The organism is Mesorhizobium subarcticum, from assembly GCF_055456085.1.
In genome coordinates, this window is the sequence record NZ_CM144237.1 from 2626059 (window position 1) to 2642991 (window position 16933).

Annotated in this window: 14 protein-coding genes; 2 read left to right on the forward strand and 12 right to left on the reverse strand. The window is 62.8% G+C overall.

Annotation, left to right across the window (positions count from 1 at the left end):
- The first annotated feature begins 128 nt into the window (after positions 1 to 128).
- A complete protein-coding gene (gene galU / locus ACZYHG_RS12815; RefSeq protein WP_464614102.1) occupies positions 129 to 1034 on the forward strand; it encodes a UTP--glucose-1-phosphate uridylyltransferase GalU in 906 nt (301 codons plus the stop codon).
- Positions 1035 to 1058: 24 nt separating this feature from the next.
- Here galU and ACZYHG_RS12820 read toward each other — a convergent pair whose 3' ends face one another.
- Positions 1059 to 2861 carry an outer membrane beta-barrel protein gene (locus tag ACZYHG_RS12820; RefSeq protein WP_464614103.1) on the reverse strand — a complete coding sequence of 601 codons (1803 nt, stop codon included), beginning with the start codon at positions 2859 to 2861 and terminating at the stop codon, positions 1059 to 1061.
- Positions 2862 to 3109: 248 nt separating this feature from the next.
- Here ACZYHG_RS12820 and ACZYHG_RS12825 point away from each other — a divergent pair, with 248 nt between their 5' ends.
- On the forward strand, positions 3110 to 4111 hold the full coding sequence (locus ACZYHG_RS12825) for a KpsF/GutQ family sugar-phosphate isomerase (protein ID WP_464614670.1): 1002 nt from the start codon (positions 3110 to 3112) through the stop codon (positions 4109 to 4111).
- A 168-nt stretch (positions 4112 to 4279) separates the two neighbouring features.
- On the opposite strand, the gene ACZYHG_RS12830 is transcribed toward ACZYHG_RS12825, so the two are convergent.
- From ACZYHG_RS12830 to ACZYHG_RS12880, 11 genes are all read right to left on the reverse strand, one after another.
- Positions 4280 to 4744 carry an NfeD family protein gene (locus tag ACZYHG_RS12830; RefSeq protein ID WP_464614104.1) on the reverse strand — a complete coding sequence of 155 codons (465 nt, stop codon included), beginning with the start codon at positions 4742 to 4744 and terminating at the stop codon, positions 4280 to 4282.
- A 20-nt stretch (positions 4745 to 4764) separates the two neighbouring features.
- The gene (locus ACZYHG_RS12835; protein ID WP_464614105.1) at positions 4765 to 5715 is read right to left on the reverse strand and encodes an SPFH domain-containing protein; all 951 of its coding nucleotides are present in this window, start codon (positions 5713 to 5715) and stop codon (positions 4765 to 4767) included.
- A gap of 121 nt (positions 5716 to 5836) precedes the next feature.
- Positions 5837 to 7048, reverse strand: coding sequence for an NAD(P)/FAD-dependent oxidoreductase (locus tag ACZYHG_RS12840; protein WP_464614106.1), 1212 nt, complete (start codon positions 7046 to 7048; stop codon positions 5837 to 5839).
- 157 nt (positions 7049 to 7205) lie between these two features.
- A complete protein-coding gene (hemH, locus tag ACZYHG_RS12845; RefSeq protein ID WP_464614107.1) occupies positions 7206 to 8270 on the reverse strand; it encodes a ferrochelatase in 1065 nt (354 codons plus the stop codon).
- 136 nt (positions 8271 to 8406) lie between these two features.
- A complete protein-coding gene (locus ACZYHG_RS12850; RefSeq protein ID WP_464614108.1) occupies positions 8407 to 10557 on the reverse strand; it encodes a 5'-nucleotidase C-terminal domain-containing protein in 2151 nt (716 codons plus the stop codon).
- Positions 10558 to 10746: 189 nt separating this feature from the next.
- The gene (locus ACZYHG_RS12855) at positions 10747 to 11124 is read right to left on the reverse strand and encodes an outer membrane lipoprotein Omp10 (RefSeq protein ID WP_027030884.1); all 378 of its coding nucleotides are present in this window, start codon (positions 11122 to 11124) and stop codon (positions 10747 to 10749) included.
- Positions 11125 to 11306: 182 nt separating this feature from the next.
- Positions 11307 to 12752, reverse strand: a complete 1446-nt coding sequence (locus tag ACZYHG_RS12860) for a homospermidine synthase (protein ID WP_464614109.1) — start codon at positions 12750 to 12752, stop codon at positions 11307 to 11309.
- 126 nt (positions 12753 to 12878) lie between these two features.
- Positions 12879 to 14117, reverse strand: coding sequence for a hypothetical protein (locus ACZYHG_RS12865; protein ID WP_464614110.1), 1239 nt, complete (start codon positions 14115 to 14117; stop codon positions 12879 to 12881).
- A gap of 2 nt (positions 14118 to 14119) precedes the next feature.
- Positions 14120 to 15046, reverse strand: a complete 927-nt coding sequence (locus ACZYHG_RS12870; protein WP_464614111.1) for a heme-dependent oxidative N-demethylase family protein — start codon at positions 15044 to 15046, stop codon at positions 14120 to 14122.
- Between the two features lie 3 nt (positions 15047 to 15049).
- On the reverse strand, positions 15050 to 15712 hold the full coding sequence (locus tag ACZYHG_RS12875; RefSeq protein ID WP_464614112.1) for an aminotransferase class IV family protein: 663 nt from the start codon (positions 15710 to 15712) through the stop codon (positions 15050 to 15052).
- Positions 15661 to 16818 carry an aminodeoxychorismate synthase component I gene (locus ACZYHG_RS12880; RefSeq protein ID WP_464614671.1) on the reverse strand — a complete coding sequence of 386 codons (1158 nt, stop codon included), beginning with the start codon at positions 16816 to 16818 and terminating at the stop codon, positions 15661 to 15663. Before ACZYHG_RS12880 ends, ACZYHG_RS12875 begins: the two co-directional genes overlap by 52 nt.
- Positions 16819 to 16933: the final 115 nt, after the last annotated feature.

The window sequence follows — 16933 nt, forward strand, 5'->3', positions numbered from 1 at the left end:
GGAACGAAAAGACGTCTTGATGCTTTACGGTGGAAGTTCCCTCAACCGCTCAAGTAATCCTCAATTCCGGCGTGAAAATGTCGCGAGACAGGGTTGCGGAGCCGGCCAGCAAACGGATAATTGAAAGCATGAAGAGAGTTCGCAAGGCAGTTTTTCCGGTCGCCGGTCTCGGCACACGGTTCCTCCCGGCCACCAAGGCTGTCCCCAAGGAGATGCTGACGGTCGTCGACCGACCGGTCATCCAGTATGTGGTGGACGAGGCGCGCGAGGCCGGCATCGAGCATTTCATCTTCGTGACCGGCCGCAACAAGGCGGTCATCGAGGACCATTTCGATATCCAGTTCGAGCTTTATGACACGCTGGCCCAACGCGGCAAGGACGAGCAGCTTGCCCGCCTGCAGCGGCTGCAGCCGGGGCCTGGGCAGACCAGCTTCACCCGCCAGCAGGTGCCGATGGGGCTCGGCCATGCCGTCTGGTGCGCGCGCGAACTGGTTGGCGACGAGCCGTTCGCCCTGTTGTTGCCCGACATGATCATGCAGTCTGAAAAGAGCTGCATGAAGTCGATGGTCGAGCTCTACGAGGAAACCGGCAACAACATCATCGCCGTGCAGGAATGCGACCCGGCCGAAGCCCACAAATACGGCATCGTCGGCCGTGGCGAGGACACGCATCACGGCTTCCGCATCACCGAGATGGTGGAGAAGCCGAAGACCGGCACGGCTCCGTCCAATCTCTACATCAACGGCCGCTACATCCTGCAGCCGGAGATCTTCAAGATTCTCGAAGGCCAGGAGAAGGGCGCCGGTAACGAAATCCAGCTCACCGACGCCATGCTGAAGCTGGAAAAGCAACAGCCTTTCTACGGCTACCACTATCAGGGCCGCACCTTCGACTGCGGCTCGCCGGAAGGTTTTGTCGAGGCCAATGTCGCCTTCGCGCTGTGGCGCAGCGACATGAACGAGAACATGGCTGGCGTCATCCGCACGCTGCTTGACGAGATGAAGCCATCGGAGCGCCGCGGGGCCGCTTTTTAGGCGCCACACCGTTCAGGCGTGCCCTCAGCGCTGCACTTTCAGGCCGAGATAAATGCTGTTGGCGGTGTAGTCGCGGCCCGGCAAATTGCTGGTCAGCTTCTCGGTTCTCACCCTTGTGGTGAGGCCAGCGTAGCGGTTCAGCCACCAGGTCAGGCCGGCCTCGGCGCTCAAGATCTGGTCATGGCCGTCGATGCCGACATAGTGGCGCCAGTCGAGGCCGAGCGCCGCATTCGCGGTCAGATTGGCACGGATTATCCGCTCGCCCGTCAGGCGACCAGAGTAGAGAATGTCGCCGCTTTCACCTGCCGTGGTCGTGGTCTCGACGGTGGTCTTGCCGGTCAGGCCGATCGTGGTGCCGCGCTCCGGCGACCATTTGAGGTCGGCGTTGACGGTGGCGCCTGAAATCGCCTCCAGGCTGTTGTCGTCGATGGCTTCCCTCAGCCAGCCGGCCGAGAATTCGCCCGACAGCTTCTCACCCATGTCGAGTTGCAGGCCGGCGCGAGCGCCGAGGCGTGTCGAGGAGCGCTCGAAGCCTTCATTGTCGATGCGCTGGTCATAGGTCCGGCGGCCGACCTCGATTTCGCTGAACGGGGTGAGGGCCGGCGAGATTTCGTAGCCGGCGCGCAAGGTTGCGGTGTAGAGCGTGTTGTCCTGATCCTTCTGCGACAGCGTGGTGCCATCCGAAAGCTTGGCGTCGCCATAGAAGTCGTGCGCGACCGCGCCGGTCAGCGTGTACTGCATCTTGCCGACCGCCTTTTCGAGGCCGAGGCTGCCGTCGATCGTCTGCCGCAGCGGCTGCGTGCTGACACCGGCAATGGCATCGGGCGAAGACGCGGATTCCGGCACGGCTTCGTAGCCGAGCTTGGCGATGGCGCGCAGCTCATTGTCGAGGTCGACATTGAGCTGGCCCTCGATGCGGCCTTGCGCATCGTGGACCGGGTAGCCCGACACGGTCTCGCGGAAAATGCCATAACCATCGATGGTAGCGGAGTTTTCACGCCAGTCGGAAACAGCGGTAAAACGCAACGCCGTCTCGGACAGCAGGGCCGAGGTTCCGGCGCTGCTTGAATCGCCGTTCGTCGTGGCGGTCAGGCCCTGTTCGATCGTCGGCCGGATGACGAAGGAGCCCCATTTGACGCCGGTGGCGGTGAAGGGATCCTCCTCGGCTTTCTTGTTCTGGCCTTCGATGGCGGCGGTGCGCTCCGCGCCGGGGTCGAGCTTCTGCCTGTCAGCGCTGTCGACGGTCAGCGCACGGCGGTTGGCCGTCTCCTCATCCGTGCCGGTCGCACCGGCAGCGTCCGTCGTGGAAGCGGTCGTTGAAGCGGTGGTATCGGTGGTTGCAGCCGTCGTTTTTTTCTTCTTTTTCGACTTGTCGGCCGCCTTGGTGCCGGCCTTGGTCTTGTCCTGATCCGCCGCGGTCTGCCCGGTCGTCGAAGGGCGGCGGCGGGGCTTGGGCGGCGTCGGATTGTCGGTGGCGGTGTCGTCCGTCGCCTGCGGTGGATCGAAAATGCTGCCAGTGGCGGTCGCGGCATCAGTGTTCGTGTCGTCAGGGACAGCGCCGGCGCTGGCCGGCAAATAGGTGCGCGGCGGCGTGTTGTCGGTCGCGGCGTCGGCCGGTGCCTGCTGGCCCTGGGCGGCAAGGGCGAGCTGCCGTGCCTTGCGCTGCTGGTCGGACAGGATCGCGGATTCCGAAACCTCGCCACGAAGCTCCGTTTCCTGGGCATGAAGGGCGCCCGGGCGCAGCAAGGCAAGCATGCTGGTCGCCAGCAACAAGGCGCATACCGCCTTGCCCTGTCGTGTTGATTTTTCTAGCTGGGCCCCGGACATCGCCATCACTGCTTGCGCGGCGCTATGCGCGCCATACTTACCGAACCGTAAATGGGGATGGTTAACGGAGGGTTGAGGCGGCCGCCGTTCGGCCTTCAAAAGCCGGTTTCGCAATGGAATCATGCGGCCTTCATCAGACTTGTTCTTCTCAGCATGGTCCTTGCCCCAATTCATCGCGCGGTTTGGACGACTTCCCTATGGCCATTTCTGTTGGACAGCGCGCCGGCAAAGCGCTAATCGCATCCCCCATGCATGCGAAATCGCTCGACAAGAAGCCCGTGGACAAGCAAGCCTCGATCGCTTCGGCGCTGAGAACCGTGGCGACCGAGCAGGCCGGGATAGCCGCCCTTGCCGACGCGCTGGAGAACGGGCTGGCCGCGCCGTTCGCGCAGGCCGTAGAGATGATCTCGAACATCGAAGGCCGGCTGATCGTCACCGGCGTCGGCAAAAGCGGCCATATCGGCTCGAAGATCGCCGCGACGCTGGCTTCGACGGGCACACCGGCCTTTTTCGTCCATCCTGTCGAGGCCAACCATGGCGATCTCGGCATGATCGCCAAGGACGATGCCATCATCGCCATGTCGTGGTCGGGCGAGAGCCTCGAGCTCAAGGGCATCATCGCCTATTCCAGGCGCTTCTCCATTCCGCTGATCGCCATCACCGCTGGGGAGACATCGGCGCTGGCGCGCGCGGCCGACGTGGTGCTGCTTTTACCGCGCACCCCGGAGGCCTGCCCACATGGCCTGGCGCCAACGACATCGACGCTGCTGCAACTGGTGATCGGCGATGCGCTGGCGATCGCGCTGCTCGAGGCGCGCGGCTTCACGCCGGACCATTTCCGCACCTTCCATCCAGGCGGCCAGCTCGGCGCCAACCTGACGCTGGTCTCCGAGATCATGCGGGTCGGCGACCAGATTCCGCTAGCGCTTCTCGGCACCAAGATGCCGGAAGCGGTCATGACGCTGTCGCAGAAGAAGGTCGGCTGCGTCCTGATCGTCGACACCAATGGCGAATTGGCCGGAATCATCACCGACGGTGATGTCGCCCGTAATTTGCACCGCCACCTGGCCGACGTCATCGTCGACGAGGTGATGACCCGCACGCCCAAGACGGTCGACCCGCAAACGCTTGCGGGCACGGCCATCGCACTGCTCAACGAGCACAATATCGGCGCGCTGGTGGTTACGAAGAACAATATGCCGCTAGGCGTCGTTCATTTCCACGATCTGTTGCGCATCGGCGCCGCCTGAGGTGCATTGATATTCAGGTGAGGCCGGCCTGCGAACGACGGCTTTCTGCGCTTCCGGTGCTCACGTACTTAAAGTACGCTCCGCTCCGGTTCTCGAAAGCCATTGTTCTCGGCTCGGCCTGACCCGAATCTCAATACACCTCGCCAACGCGCGGCGTGCTGTGAAAATTCAGACCCGTTCCACCGTCAGTTCCAGATCGGTATCGGCGGCTGCGGTGACCCGCACCTGTGTGCCGGCTGGCAGGTCCGGGCCGGCAACGCGCCACAGCGTGTCGCCGAGCTTGATGCGGCCACGGCCGTCCTTGATCGGTTCGGCAAGCGTTGCCATCCTGCCGACCATCTGTGCGCCGCGCCGGTTGAGCAGCGGCTGGTCCGTCGGATCATTGCGACTGCCGACGACCTTCTTGCCGACATAGGCCGAAACCAGCGAAAGGGCCAGAAAGGCGAGGACCTGAACCTGCCAGGTCCAGATCGCCGCATCCCAGATCAGCAGCGACACAGCGCCGATGATGAGCGCCGCGATGCCGATCCAGAGCATGAAGATGCCGGGTGCTATGACTTCCATCACCAGCAGGACAAAGCCCAGAACCATCCAGTTCCAGGGGCCGAGTTCGGAAACGATGCGGTCGAGCATGGGAATGTACCCCTATGATCTCAGTTGTCGCTCGGACGTACGACCGGTGGGCGGGCGGTCTGGCGCTGCGCGCCGGTCGTGCCTTCGCTGCGGAAGACCTCCTTGGCGATCTCGCCGATGCCGCCCAGCGAGCCGATCAGCGACGACGCCTCGAAGGGCATCAGCACGATCTTGCTGTTGGTGGCGGTGCCGATCCTGCCAAGCGCTTCGGTGTATTTGAGCGCCACGAAGTAATTCAGCGCCTGCACGTCACCCTTGGAAATCGCTTCCGACACCACCTGCGTGGCGCGGGCTTCGGCCTCGGCGGAACGTTCGCGCGCCTCGGCGTCTCGGAAGGCGGCTTCCTTGCGGCCTTCGGCCTCGAGGATCTGCGACTGCTTGAGACCTTCGGCGGCCAGGATCTGCGCACGCTTGTTACGCTCGGCGGTCATCTGGCGACCCATCGATTCGATGAGGTTGGCGGGCGGGTTGATGTCCTTGATCTCGACGCGGGTGATCTTGATGCCCCACGGATGCGCCGCCTCGTCGACGACGCGCAGCAAACGCTCGTTGATGGCGTCGCGGTTCGACAAGAGCTCATCGAGGTCCATCGAGCCCATGACGGTACGAATGTTGGTCATCGTCAGGTTGAGAATGGCGTTCTGCAGGCCGGCAACCTGATAGGCCGCCTGTGCCGCGTTGAGGATCTGGTAGAACGCGATGCCGTCGACACCGACGATGGCGTTGTCGCGGGTGATGATCTCCTGGCTCGGAACGTCGAGCACCTGCTCCATCATGTTCATCTTGGCGCCAATGCGGTCGACAAATGGTGTGATGATGTTGAGGCCCGGGCTCAGTGTCTTGGTGTAACGGCCAAAGCGTTCGACGGTATAGTTGTAGCCTTGCGGAATTGTCTTGATGCCCTTGAACAGCACCAGCACGACAAGGGCCACCAGAACGACAACCGCAATATCGAAACCACTAAAACCCATTTGGCTCTCCCTCAGATGCAAGCCGCGCGACATATTTCAGCGCCGCCGACTTCACCAAAGACTTAAGTGTGTTTCAGCAACGTTACAATCAGGTGATGAGGGATTGTTTGCAGGATTGCAATCAGCGATTGAATGCGAACAGCTCTGCATCCGTGTCGGCAAGCCCTTTGATCGAAGCCGGAATGATTTCGGAAGCGATCTGGGAGAAAGTGATGCCGTTGCCGCCATACCCCATGACGGCATGGATGCGGGGATGTCGGGGGATGGCCCCGATATAGGGCAGGCCTGATGTCGTGGTGCCGAACGAGCCGGTCCAGGCGAATTCGGGCCGCACGTCGAGATGAGGAAACAGCCGGCCCAGTTTTTCGGCAATGCGCGCACTCTTGTCGGCGATGAGTGCATCGCGTCTGGCCTCGTCGACAAAATCCTCGTCCTCGCCGCCGCAGATGACACGTCCATCGGCTGTCGCGCGCATATAAAGATAGGGGTCCGATGCTTCCCAGATGAACGCGGCTTCCGGCCAAATCTTTCGCAATTGCGGGCGCGTTGCGATCGCCCAGGTCGAGATGACCTGGTGCGCCGCCGCCGGCACGATGTCGACCAGTTCATACCCGGTGGCCAGGACAACATGCCGTGCCGTGATGGTGGGCCCGTCCTTTGTATAGACGAGAACTTCGTCGGCATCGTCCTTGATCGCCGTCGCTTCGACAGGGGCGTAGAAGCGCGCCTTGCGCTCCAGGGCCTTGAGCAGCAGCCCGGCCGTCAGCTTGCGCGGATCGAGCGCGATGTTGTCATGGCTGAGGACGGCGCCGTCGCGATCGATGCCGTATCGCTCGGCCAGCGGGGCTGGTGTGAGATAGGTCGCCTTGATGCCAGCTTGCCGTCGCGCGTCGGCTTCCTCCCGCAGCTCCGAAGGACCCAGCACCGTGCCTGCCAGATAGAGTGACTGGGTGCGAGTTGGGCTGCAGTTGATGCCAAGTTCTGCGATACGGCCAGCAAGGTTGGTCACGGCCAGCCGCGAGCGCCGCCAGGCCTGTTCAGCCTTGGTCTTGCCGATCATTTTCGAGAGCGTCGAAAGCGGCTGGTCGATTTCGAACTGAACAAGCGCGGTGGTCGCAGGCGTCGAGCCCTTCAGCGGTCCGCGTCGGTCGATGCAGATCACGGAATGGCCATCTGATGTCAGCGCCTCGGCCATCATGGCGCCGCTGATGCCCATGCCGATGATCAGCACGTCGGTCTTGACGTCCCGGGTCAGGCTATCCGTCGGCACAGCCGGCGCGCGATAGGCGGACCAGACGGGCCGGCCAGTTCTGAGGTCGAGTTTGCGGGACATTCAATTCTCCGGAAGGCGCGCCTCAACGCCCCGAAGCGAGTGTTGTTCCGGTGTTAGAGCGGCGAGCCGCTCTAACTCTCTGGTTGACGAAATTCCTAGGGAAAGCGCTACGCGCTTTTCCCGGGAAAACCGTTTCACACTTTTCCTGGAATTTCTCCTAGACCCAGCCCGACAGTTCGCGCCGCACCATGGCCTCGATCACCGCCATGCCCTCGGCGCTGTCGTTGAGACAAGGAATATGGGCGAAATTCGTGCCGCCGGCGTGGTGAAAGGTCTCGGCGGCCTCGCGGCCGATCTCGTCCAGCGTTTCGATGCAGTCGACGGAAAAGCCGGGGTTGACGATGGCGATCGACTTCACGCCGTCCTTGCCCAGTTTCTCCACGGTCTTGTCGGTATAGGGCTGCAGCCATTCCTGGGCGCCGAAGCGCGACTGGAAGGTTATGATCAGTTTCTTGTCGTCCCAGCCGAGCCGTTCGCGCAACAGCCGTGTCGTCTTCTGGCAGTGGCAATGATAGGGATCGCCCTTCTCGAAATAGGGCTTCGGGATGCCGTGATAGGAGGTGATGACCACCTCCGGTTCGAAATCCAGTGTCGCCAGATGCTGCTCGATCGAACGTGCCAGCGCCTCGATGTAGACCGGCTCGTCATAATAGGGCGGCACGCTGCGGACGGCAGGCGCGCGGCGCATCTTCATCAGCGCCCGAAACAGCTGGTCGTTGGCGGTCGCCGTGGTGGTCGCCGAGTACTGCGGATAGAGCGGGAACGAGAGGATGCGGTCGCAGCCTTGCGCGACCAGCCTCTCGGTGACGCTCGCCGTCGAAGGATTGCCGTAGCGCATCGCCCAGTCGACGATGACATTGGGCAGGTCACGCAGCGCCTCGGCAAGCTTTTCGCCCTGGGCGCGGGTGTAGGTGCGCAAAGGGGACTCGTTCTTCTCCCGGTTCCAGATTCGGGCGTAGTTAGCGCCCGATTTTTTCGGTCGCGTCGTCAGCACCAGGCCGTAGAGGATCGGATACCAGATTGCCCTGTTGAGCTCGATGACACGCGGATCGGACAGGAATTCACGGAGATAACGCCACATCGGCTTGAAGTCGGTGCCGTCAGGCGTGCCGAGATTGACCAGCATGACGCCGATCTTGCCGGCCCTGACCGGCGGATGGCCGGCCGGCAACGGGCCGACGGCCTTCGCGGCTTTGGCATCGACAGGGGTGGATAGCGTCATTGAAGTTCTCCAGGAGACGCGAACCTAATCATCTTGCGCGCTCTTTCAATGCAGCGTCTGGCCGCACCTTTAACCCGAAAACACAAAACCCGCCCGGTTTCCCAGGCGGGCTGGTGTTGGAAGAGGCGAAGCGGCGCTACTTCGCCGGAATGGTCAGTGTCGCGCCAAGCTTGAGCTGGTGGGGCTTTTGGCCCTTGTTGGCGTCATAGATCAGTTTCCACTTGGTCGCATCGCCATAGGCTTTCTTGGCCAGATCCCAATAGGTGTCGCCGGCAACGATGACATGGCTGCCGGTGGCCGGCGCGGCCTCGGCGGGCGTTGCAGGCGCAGGCGCTGCTGGTGCGGGCGCCGGTTCTGCCGGCTTTGCTGGCTCCGCAGGTGCCGGGGTGGCCGGGGCGGCTGGTTTTGCAGCTTCTGCAGGTGCCGGGGTCGCAGGTGCTGGAGCTGGCGGTGCTGGCGGGGGAGGTGCATTCTCCGTCGATATGGCCGGTGGCGTGTTGGCGATGTTGCCTGAGTTGGCGGGCAGTTCAGGCATTGCCGGCGCCGCATCCGCCGGCTTTGCCGGTTCAGCCGGCTTGGCAGCTTCGGCCGGAGCTGGCGTTGCCGGTGCGGCCTCCGCCGGCTTTGCCGGTTCGGCAGGTTTGGCCGGTTCGGCAGCAGGCGCCGCCGCCACGGTCGCGGCGATTTCGGTGATGCGGCCGTCGAGCTTCGGCGTGTAGGGCCGGTGCGCGGCGAGATAGTCGGCGACGACCTGTTCGAGGCCCGGACCGTAATCATAGGCGTTCTTGGCCTTTTCAGCGAAGACCTTATAGCCGTCGCCGCCCTGGCGGACATAGTTGTTGGTGGCGACGAGATACTCCTTGTCGGGGTTGATCGGCGTCCAGGCGCCGTTCTCCATCACCTCCACCGATTTGACACGGCCGGCATTGGGCGCGACCGACTTGTCGAAGGCGTATTTCAGGCCAGCAACCTGCGGGAAGCGGCCGGCGCCGTCCTCGATCTGGCTGAGGCCGCCTTCGAGACCGGCGACCAGATCCTTGCCGGAAATCTGGAAGGTCGCCAGCGTGTTCTGGAACGGCAGCACGGTCAGCACTTCACCCATGGTGACGGTGCCCTTGTCGATCGAGGCGCGCAGGCCGCCGCCATTGGAGATGACGATCTCGACGCCCTGTCCCTTGACGCGGTCGAGGATGGCGTCGGAGACGAGGTTGCCCATCGCGCATTCCTTGGCGCGGCAATTCTCGCGGCTGCCGTCGATCACGTCGGTGGTTTCGGCCACTTCCTTGTTCTTCAAGGCTTCAATTGGCGCGCCGAGTTCCTTGATGCGGGCGAGCACTGCCGGATCAGGCGTGATCGACTTGTCGAGATAGATCGGGTCGCCGCTCGCCGATTTGACGACGCCATTGTCGTCGAACACCACCTTGAACTCGCCGAGATATTTCGAATAGGAGGCAGCCTGTACCACCGGCACCTTGTAGCCGTCGGGATTGTCGACCATCGTCGGGTAGGGGCCTGCCGCCTTCGGGTCTTTGTTGGACAAGAGCGTGTGGCTGTGGCCGCCGACAACCACGTCGATACCCGGGATCTTGGCAATGATATCGCGCTCTCGGTTGTAGCCGATATGGGTCACGGCGATGATCTTGTTGACGCCCTGCGCCTTGAGCTTCTCGACTTCCGCGGTGATCGACTTGACGTCGTCGGCGATCGCGATGTTCGGGCCGGGGGAAGCGAGTTCGGGCGTGTCGTTGGTGACGGCGCCGATGATGCCGATCTTCTGGCCTCCGACTTCGACGACGATCGACGGCTTGATCTTGCCGGCTGCGCCGGATTTGTCGTTGGCGATGACATTGGCACTGACGATCGGGAATTTCGCCTTGTCGAGGTAAGGCACCAGCGCGCTCTCGCCGTCGTCAAATTCGTGGTTGCCCAGCGTCACCGCGTCGGGCTTGATCTGATTGAGGAATTCCTCTTCCACAGCGCCCTTGTAGGTGGTGTAGAACAGCGATCCCTGGAAGCTGTCGCCGGCATTGAGCAGCAGAACGTTCTGCCCTTCAAGCTTCTTGCGCTCCTGGGCGATCGCCGTGATCAACCGGCCGGCGCCGCCGATGCATTCGCCCTTGGTCTCTTCGTCGGCCGAACAGGTCGACTCGTATTTGTTGTTGCCTTCGATGCGGCTGTGCCAATCGTTGAAATGCAAAATGTTCAATGTGTAGTCGGCAAAGGACGCGCCGGCCGACAGGCCGAGCGCGGAGGCGGAAAGTGCGGCAATGGCGGCAATCTTCTTCATCTTCGTCTCCCGGAAAGCTGATCAGAGGCGTTTAACGCTCTTGCTTGACTGGGATATAACAGTCAGCGCCTGGGTCATGTTCCCATCGCGTTCGGGTCGACGCAAGCAGAAATCCGGTGACATTTGCCAGCATAAAAAGGACGGCGGCCAGTGGCCGCCGTCCTTTTTTGAAGTCCGATCGGTGTCGGTTCAACTCCGGCGCGTAAACACGAAGTTCTTGCCGGCCGCGTCCGTGCAGTTGAGCTGATTGATGGACACCATCAGACAGTTGGTGTTGATCTGCGTCTGACGGATCAAGGAGGTACCGGTGATCTCGAGGGACGTAGCACCAGTCATGGTGTAGGTGCCCTCGGCGAATGGCTCGCCGGTTTCGGCCGAAACAGTCTTGTATTTTCCGCCGTTGAATGTCGACAGGGCCTTGCCGGTGCCATCGATCCACGAGCCCTCGACGCCCTTCGGCGCGGCCGCCATCGGCGGTTGGTCAGGACCGCTGGTCGTGCAGGCAGCGAGCATCGTGGCAAGGGCACCCGCCGCGCCCATAGAAAGAACTTTGCGCGCAATAGTCATATCAAATCCTCTCCAAACGCATCGGCCAAGAAATCGGATTCGATTTCTGGAAGGCTCGATGCGAACGTCCCAAGTGTTATAGCGGTAAGCGTCCTATGGGATGCACACCGCTTCAAGCCGCATTCCTTCAATCGCCCGATTTCCGGGCGATTGCAAGGCAATGAGGCATGGTGCCCAGGGTGCTATCGGACGAGGATGTTGCGGAATTGCCACGGGTCGCTGCGGTCAAGGTCCTCGGGGAACAGGCCCGGGCGCCTGTCGAGCGGTGTCCAGTCGGTGTAGTGGCCCTCGACCGGTCCGAGATATTGCGCCTGCACGTCCAGGCAGCGCTTGTAGTCCATCTCGTCGGCCTCGACGATGCCGGCGTCAGGGTTTTCCAGGGCCCAGACCATGCCGGCGAGAACCGCCGAAGTGACCTGCATGCCGGTGGCGTTCTGATAGGGCGCCAGCTTGCGAGCCTCGGCGAGCGAGAGGTGCGAACCGTACCAGTAGGCATTCTTGTCGTGGCCGTAGAGCAGGACGCCGAGCTCATCGACACCGTCGACCAGTTCGTTCTCGTCAAGCACGTGGTGCACCGGCTGAGGCTTGCCGGCGGCGCCGAACATCTCATCCAGCGACAGCATCGCGTCGTTGCAGGGATGGTAGGCATAGTGGCAGGTCGGCCGGTACTGAACCTTGCCCTTCTTGGAGCGGACGGTGAAGAAATCGGCGATCGAGATCGCCTCGTTGTGCGTCACCAGCAGGCCGTATTGCGGGCCGGGCGTCGGGCACCAGGAGCGCACCCGTGTGTTGGCGCCGGGCTGCTCCAGGTAGATGGCGGCCTTGGAGCCATGCTTGTGCTTCTTGGCGTTCTTCGGCATCCAGTTCTCATGCGTGCCCCAGCCGAGCTCGGCCGGCTGCAGGCCCTCGGAGATGAAGCCCTCGACCGACCAGGTGTTCCAGAACACATTCATTGGCTTCGGCTTCTTGGCGCGCTGGGTGTCGCGCTCGGCGATGTGGATGCCCTTGACGCCGGCCTTTTTCATCAGCTTGGCCCAGCCTTCGCGGTCTTCGTGCCCGGGCTCCGAAAACTCCAGGCCAAGATCGGTAGCGAGATTGACCAGCGCCTGCTTGACGAACCACGAGACCATGCCGGGGTTGGCGCCGCAGGTGGAGACCGCGGTGGCGCCGCCGGGCCTGTCGTGCTTTTCCTTGATCAGCGCTTCGCGCAGCGCATAGTTGGTGCGGCTGGCATTGTCGGCCTTGGCGTCGAAATAGAAGCCGAGCCACGGCTCGACGACGGTGTCGATGTAGAGGACGCCGAGCTTGCGGCAGAGCCGCATCAGGTCCACTGAGCCGGTATCGACCGACAAATTGACGCAAAAGCCCTGGCCGCCGCCATTGGTCAGCAGCGGCGTCAACAGCTTCTTGTAGTTCTTCTGGGTCACCGCTTCCTGGACAAAGGCGATGCCGCGCTCGTCGAGCAGCTTGCGGTCGGTATCGCGTGGGTCGAGGACCGTCATGCGCGACTTGTCGAACTTGAAATGGCGTTCGAGGAGAGGCAGCGTTCCCCGGCCGATCGAACCGAAGCCGATCATCACCACGGGGCCGGTGATCTCACCGTAAACGGGCCAGTTTTCATTCGCCATTTTATCGAGCACTCCTTCAGACAACGCTTGGCCGCAGCCGTTCGGCCGCGGCGCGACAAACCATAGATCATTGTCACAATAAAGGGAAAAGCAGGAACAGGGTTAGCCCAGCACCTTGGTATCCGCCTAGGGTTCGAGCAATTTCGCGAATTCCGGCTTGAACAGCGCCTGTGCCTCGGAGGCCGGCATTTCGAGCAAGTCGTCTCCGCAAGCCTGGATGACGTTAGGCAAACCCTGCAGCCCGAAGACCAGCATCTGCTTGTCGCCATCGCGTTTGAGGCTGGCGGCCAGATAGTCGTTGATCAGATCATCGGTGCCGCATTCGGCCTCGGACTCTATTTCGGTCTGCTCGCTTGGCTTCTTGCGTTTCTCCTTGACGAAGGCGAGCAGCGAAGGGCCGGGTTTGCCATCGACCGTATCGGAGAACATGTCCTGAAGGCCGAGCAGGGCACCGCGGCGTACGTCCATGACATAGGCGTCGGAATAGTTGTCCGGATGCGCTCCGCCGCAGAACAGGCTGCCGGATTCCCGCCAGCTCATCAGCTTCGGCGTCAGCGACGTCACTTCCGAATGCGAATCCTCGTAACCGCCAAGGGAACCGTCATCCATGCCTTCGATGGGCGGACCTTCATGGAAGCCAGCGTAACGCAGCGCCGCACAGCTCAGGGCGCTGAGGCTGTCATGCCAATGCCGGCTCTGCAGCAAGGCATTGGCGGCCTCGATAGGCGTGCCGCCGGCGAGATCGACGATGCGCGGCCGGGCGAATTTGGTGCGCGGATCGGTGACGTAATCATAGGCTGCGTCAGGCCAGCCGGTCTTGGCATCCGCCTTTGGTGCGAAATCGAGCCTGAGATAGTCATAGGGTGAAGCGTCCATGGTGATCGGCGCATCGTCGGCCGAGAAGGTCATGTCGGTGAAATCATAGAGATCGCGTGGCGTTGTCGCCGGCGTCTCGGTCTGCGCCCGGCTGGCGATCCGGGTCAGCTTCAACGGCAGGGCTTTCTTCGCTGTCCAGGTGCCCTCCAGCGTCTTGCCCTTGTCGGATGAACTCAGCCGCCAGATAGCGGCAATCGGTGGGGCCTGGCCGTCGCCGCACTTCTTGGCATCGCACGCTTCTTCCTCGGCCAGCTGGAAGGCGGTGCCTTTGTTCGACTTCGCCTGCAAAGGGATATCCACGCCCTTGGAGCGGTAGAAATAGCGGCCCGCCAAGGCCGCGCCGGCCGTTGCCGGGTCGCCGGTGAATTCGACGACGATGTCGATATTGCCGAGCTTGCCGGCATAGGTCGCCGGCTCGGCGCGCGCCGTCAGCGGCAACGCTAGCAAGGCACCGAGCAGTGCTGCCCGCTTCACGACAGTCCAGATCATTGTCACCCCTGCGCCATGGCTTCCAGGCTTTGCACCATCCGGTCACGGTCCGATGTCAGCCCCTTGTAGTCAAGTTGAGCCTCGTCCAGCGCCAGCAATTGCCCGGCAAAGGAGGATGCCAGCGCGGCCCGGTCCGGATGCCGCGCCAGCACGGCGAGCGGGTCGAGGTGGATGCGGATGGTGAACAGGATGTCGCGTGACAAGGGCAGCTTGCGCAGCGTCTGGCGTTCGACGCGGATGAAGGCGTGTGCCTTGACGTCACCGTCTGGGAAGCGTGTCGGCCGGTTCGTGGCCCGGTCGATGCGCTCGATATTGGAGAGCGGATGGTAGAGGGCATTGTCGGCCTGGATCGACCAGTTGAAGCGCTCGACCGCCTGCCCCTGCAGGCCGTCGAACATACGGTTGATCAATTCGGCCGGACGCGTGCCTGGGCCGAAGCCCGGCACGGGCTCGTGGATCTGCTGCAGCGGCTTGCCGAATTTTTCGGTGAGCGACCAGGACGAGGGAAAGCACAAAGACCCTGCTGCGAGCCGCCAGCCGCTGTCGTCGCGGCGCATAAGGATCAGGTCTTCCTGGACCAGCAGCGAGGCTGTGACCAGTGGCGCACCGGCGAGACCAGAAGGCAGGGCAGGGTGGTTCGCGGTCTCCGTCACCTCGATGCCCGCATCGGTGCGGCGATGGGTACTCGGAAACCTTTCCGGCAGATACGCGCCGAGCAGTTCGAGCACTTCCTGCTGGGCCTCGCGCGTGCCGTCCTCCTCAACGAAAACCCGCTCTGGGATTTCGGCATAGAGCCGGCGCTTCTCGGCGAGATAGGGCAGAAGATAGCCGTCGACCTCGATCCAGTCTGCTGGGTCGAGCGGCTTCAGCCCGATGGTGAACAGCTTCGACGAGCCATCATAGGGCGTGTGGGTGGGCAAGGACGTCATGCTTCAGGTCAGTCTCGCAGGAATCAGTCCGCGCAGCGAATTGCCGACGAACAAGGCCTTGGCGGATTTCAGATCATCGTAGCTGTAGATTGCTTCCTTCGCCCGGCCTTCATCCAGAAGCTCGGCGCGCAATACGCCAGGCACCAGGCCGCAATCGAGCCGAGGCGTTGCCAGCACCCCGTCGCCGAAATCGGCGAAGACATTTGATATGGTGCCTTCGCAGAGTTCGCCGCGCTCATTGGCCAGCAGCACTTCGTCGGCCTGGGTGATGAGATATTCGGAGCGGGCATGCGTGTAGAGTTGCCGCCGGCTCGTCTTGTGGCGCAGCAGCGTGTTGCCTGAATCGAGCCTCGTCCGCGCCAGCCGCAGCACCCAGACCTTGCTGGCGGCAAGCGGTTCGTAAGGTTGCGCCGAGGCCGTCGCGTCGCCATTGCGCGCCAGAGCGAGCCGTGTGCGCGTGTCGGTGCGGGCGCCATCGAGGGCATCGCCCAGCACCTCGGCGATCCTTTGCGGGTCGCAAGCAAAACCCAATTCCGCCGCCGAGCTGTAGAGGCGTGCAAGGTGGCGATCGAAGCGCAGGAAGCCCGGACCGGGTTCCCAGCGCATGGTCTCGATCAACTCGAAATCGGCGGTGTCCCCGTCGCGAAGCGGGCCTTGAGCAGACACTCCTGATACTCCTCCTCGGGCGTCGAATCGAAGACGATGCCGCCGCCGACATTGTAGACGGCCTCGCCACTGGCAAAGAGCGAGATGGTGCGGATCGCCACGGAAAAGCGCATGGTGCCGCCGGGCGCGATCCAGCCGATGGCACCGCAATAGACGTCGCGCGGCTTGCCTTCCAGGTCGTGCAGGATCTCCATGGCGCGGATCTTTGGCGCGCCGGTGATCGAGCCGCAGGGGAACAGCGCCGCAAAGACCTGGCGGATCGAGAGGCCGGGCAGCAGCCTTGCCCTGACGTCGCTGACCATCTGGTGGACGGTCGGGTAGCTTTCGATGCGGAACAGCGCCGGCACCTCCAGCGTACCCACCTCGCTGACCAGCGAGATGTCGTTGCGCAGGAGGTCGACGATCATCCGGTTCTCGGCCTGGTTCTTCTCGTCGTTGCGCAGGAAATTCTTCTGCCGATCGTCTTCGTCCCTGGTCGCGCCCCGCGGTGCGGTGCCCTTCATCGGATGGGTTTCGATCATGCCCGCGGCATCGATCTCGAAGAACAGTTCGGGCGAGCGCGACAGCACGATGGGATCGCCAAGCGCGACCAGCGCGCCATACTTCACCGGCTGGCGTTCGGTCAGCGCGTCAAAGGCGGCGAGCGGGTCGCCCGACCATTTCGCCTGCACCGGAAAGGTCAGATTGCCCTGGTAGCAATCGCCTTGCCTGATGTGCTGATGCAGCCGTGAGAAACGCTTTTCGTAATCCTCGAACGACCAGCTTGCCCTGGCATCGAAGATCGGGCCGTTAGGGGTTGCTGCGTTGCGGGGCGGCACTGCTTCTTCGACCGGGGCATCGAAGACGCCGAGGCAGATCAGCGGCGCGCGGCGCCCGTCCGGCAGCAAGGGAACGAGCTTCGGCTCGAGCAGGTAACCCGCCTCGTAGGAGAAATAGCCGGCCAGCCACTTGCCGGCGTCGTGCGCTGCCTGTGCGGCTTCCAGCGCCGGCAAGAAGTCCCGCGCCTCATGCGCCACGATGATGTCGGCCGGCCGCTCGAAAACGAGCTGGCGCGCGCTTTCGTCGTTGCGGAAAATGGCGGCGGGCAGGGACATGGGAACCGGGATCGATGAAGCCGACGATCGCTCTATATGGGGGGCCGCTCGCGTGCAATGGAGGGAACGGCACCTTGCCCCTCAAAGCCGACCTATGGCCAACCTCACAGGGCCTGCCTTGCCGGCA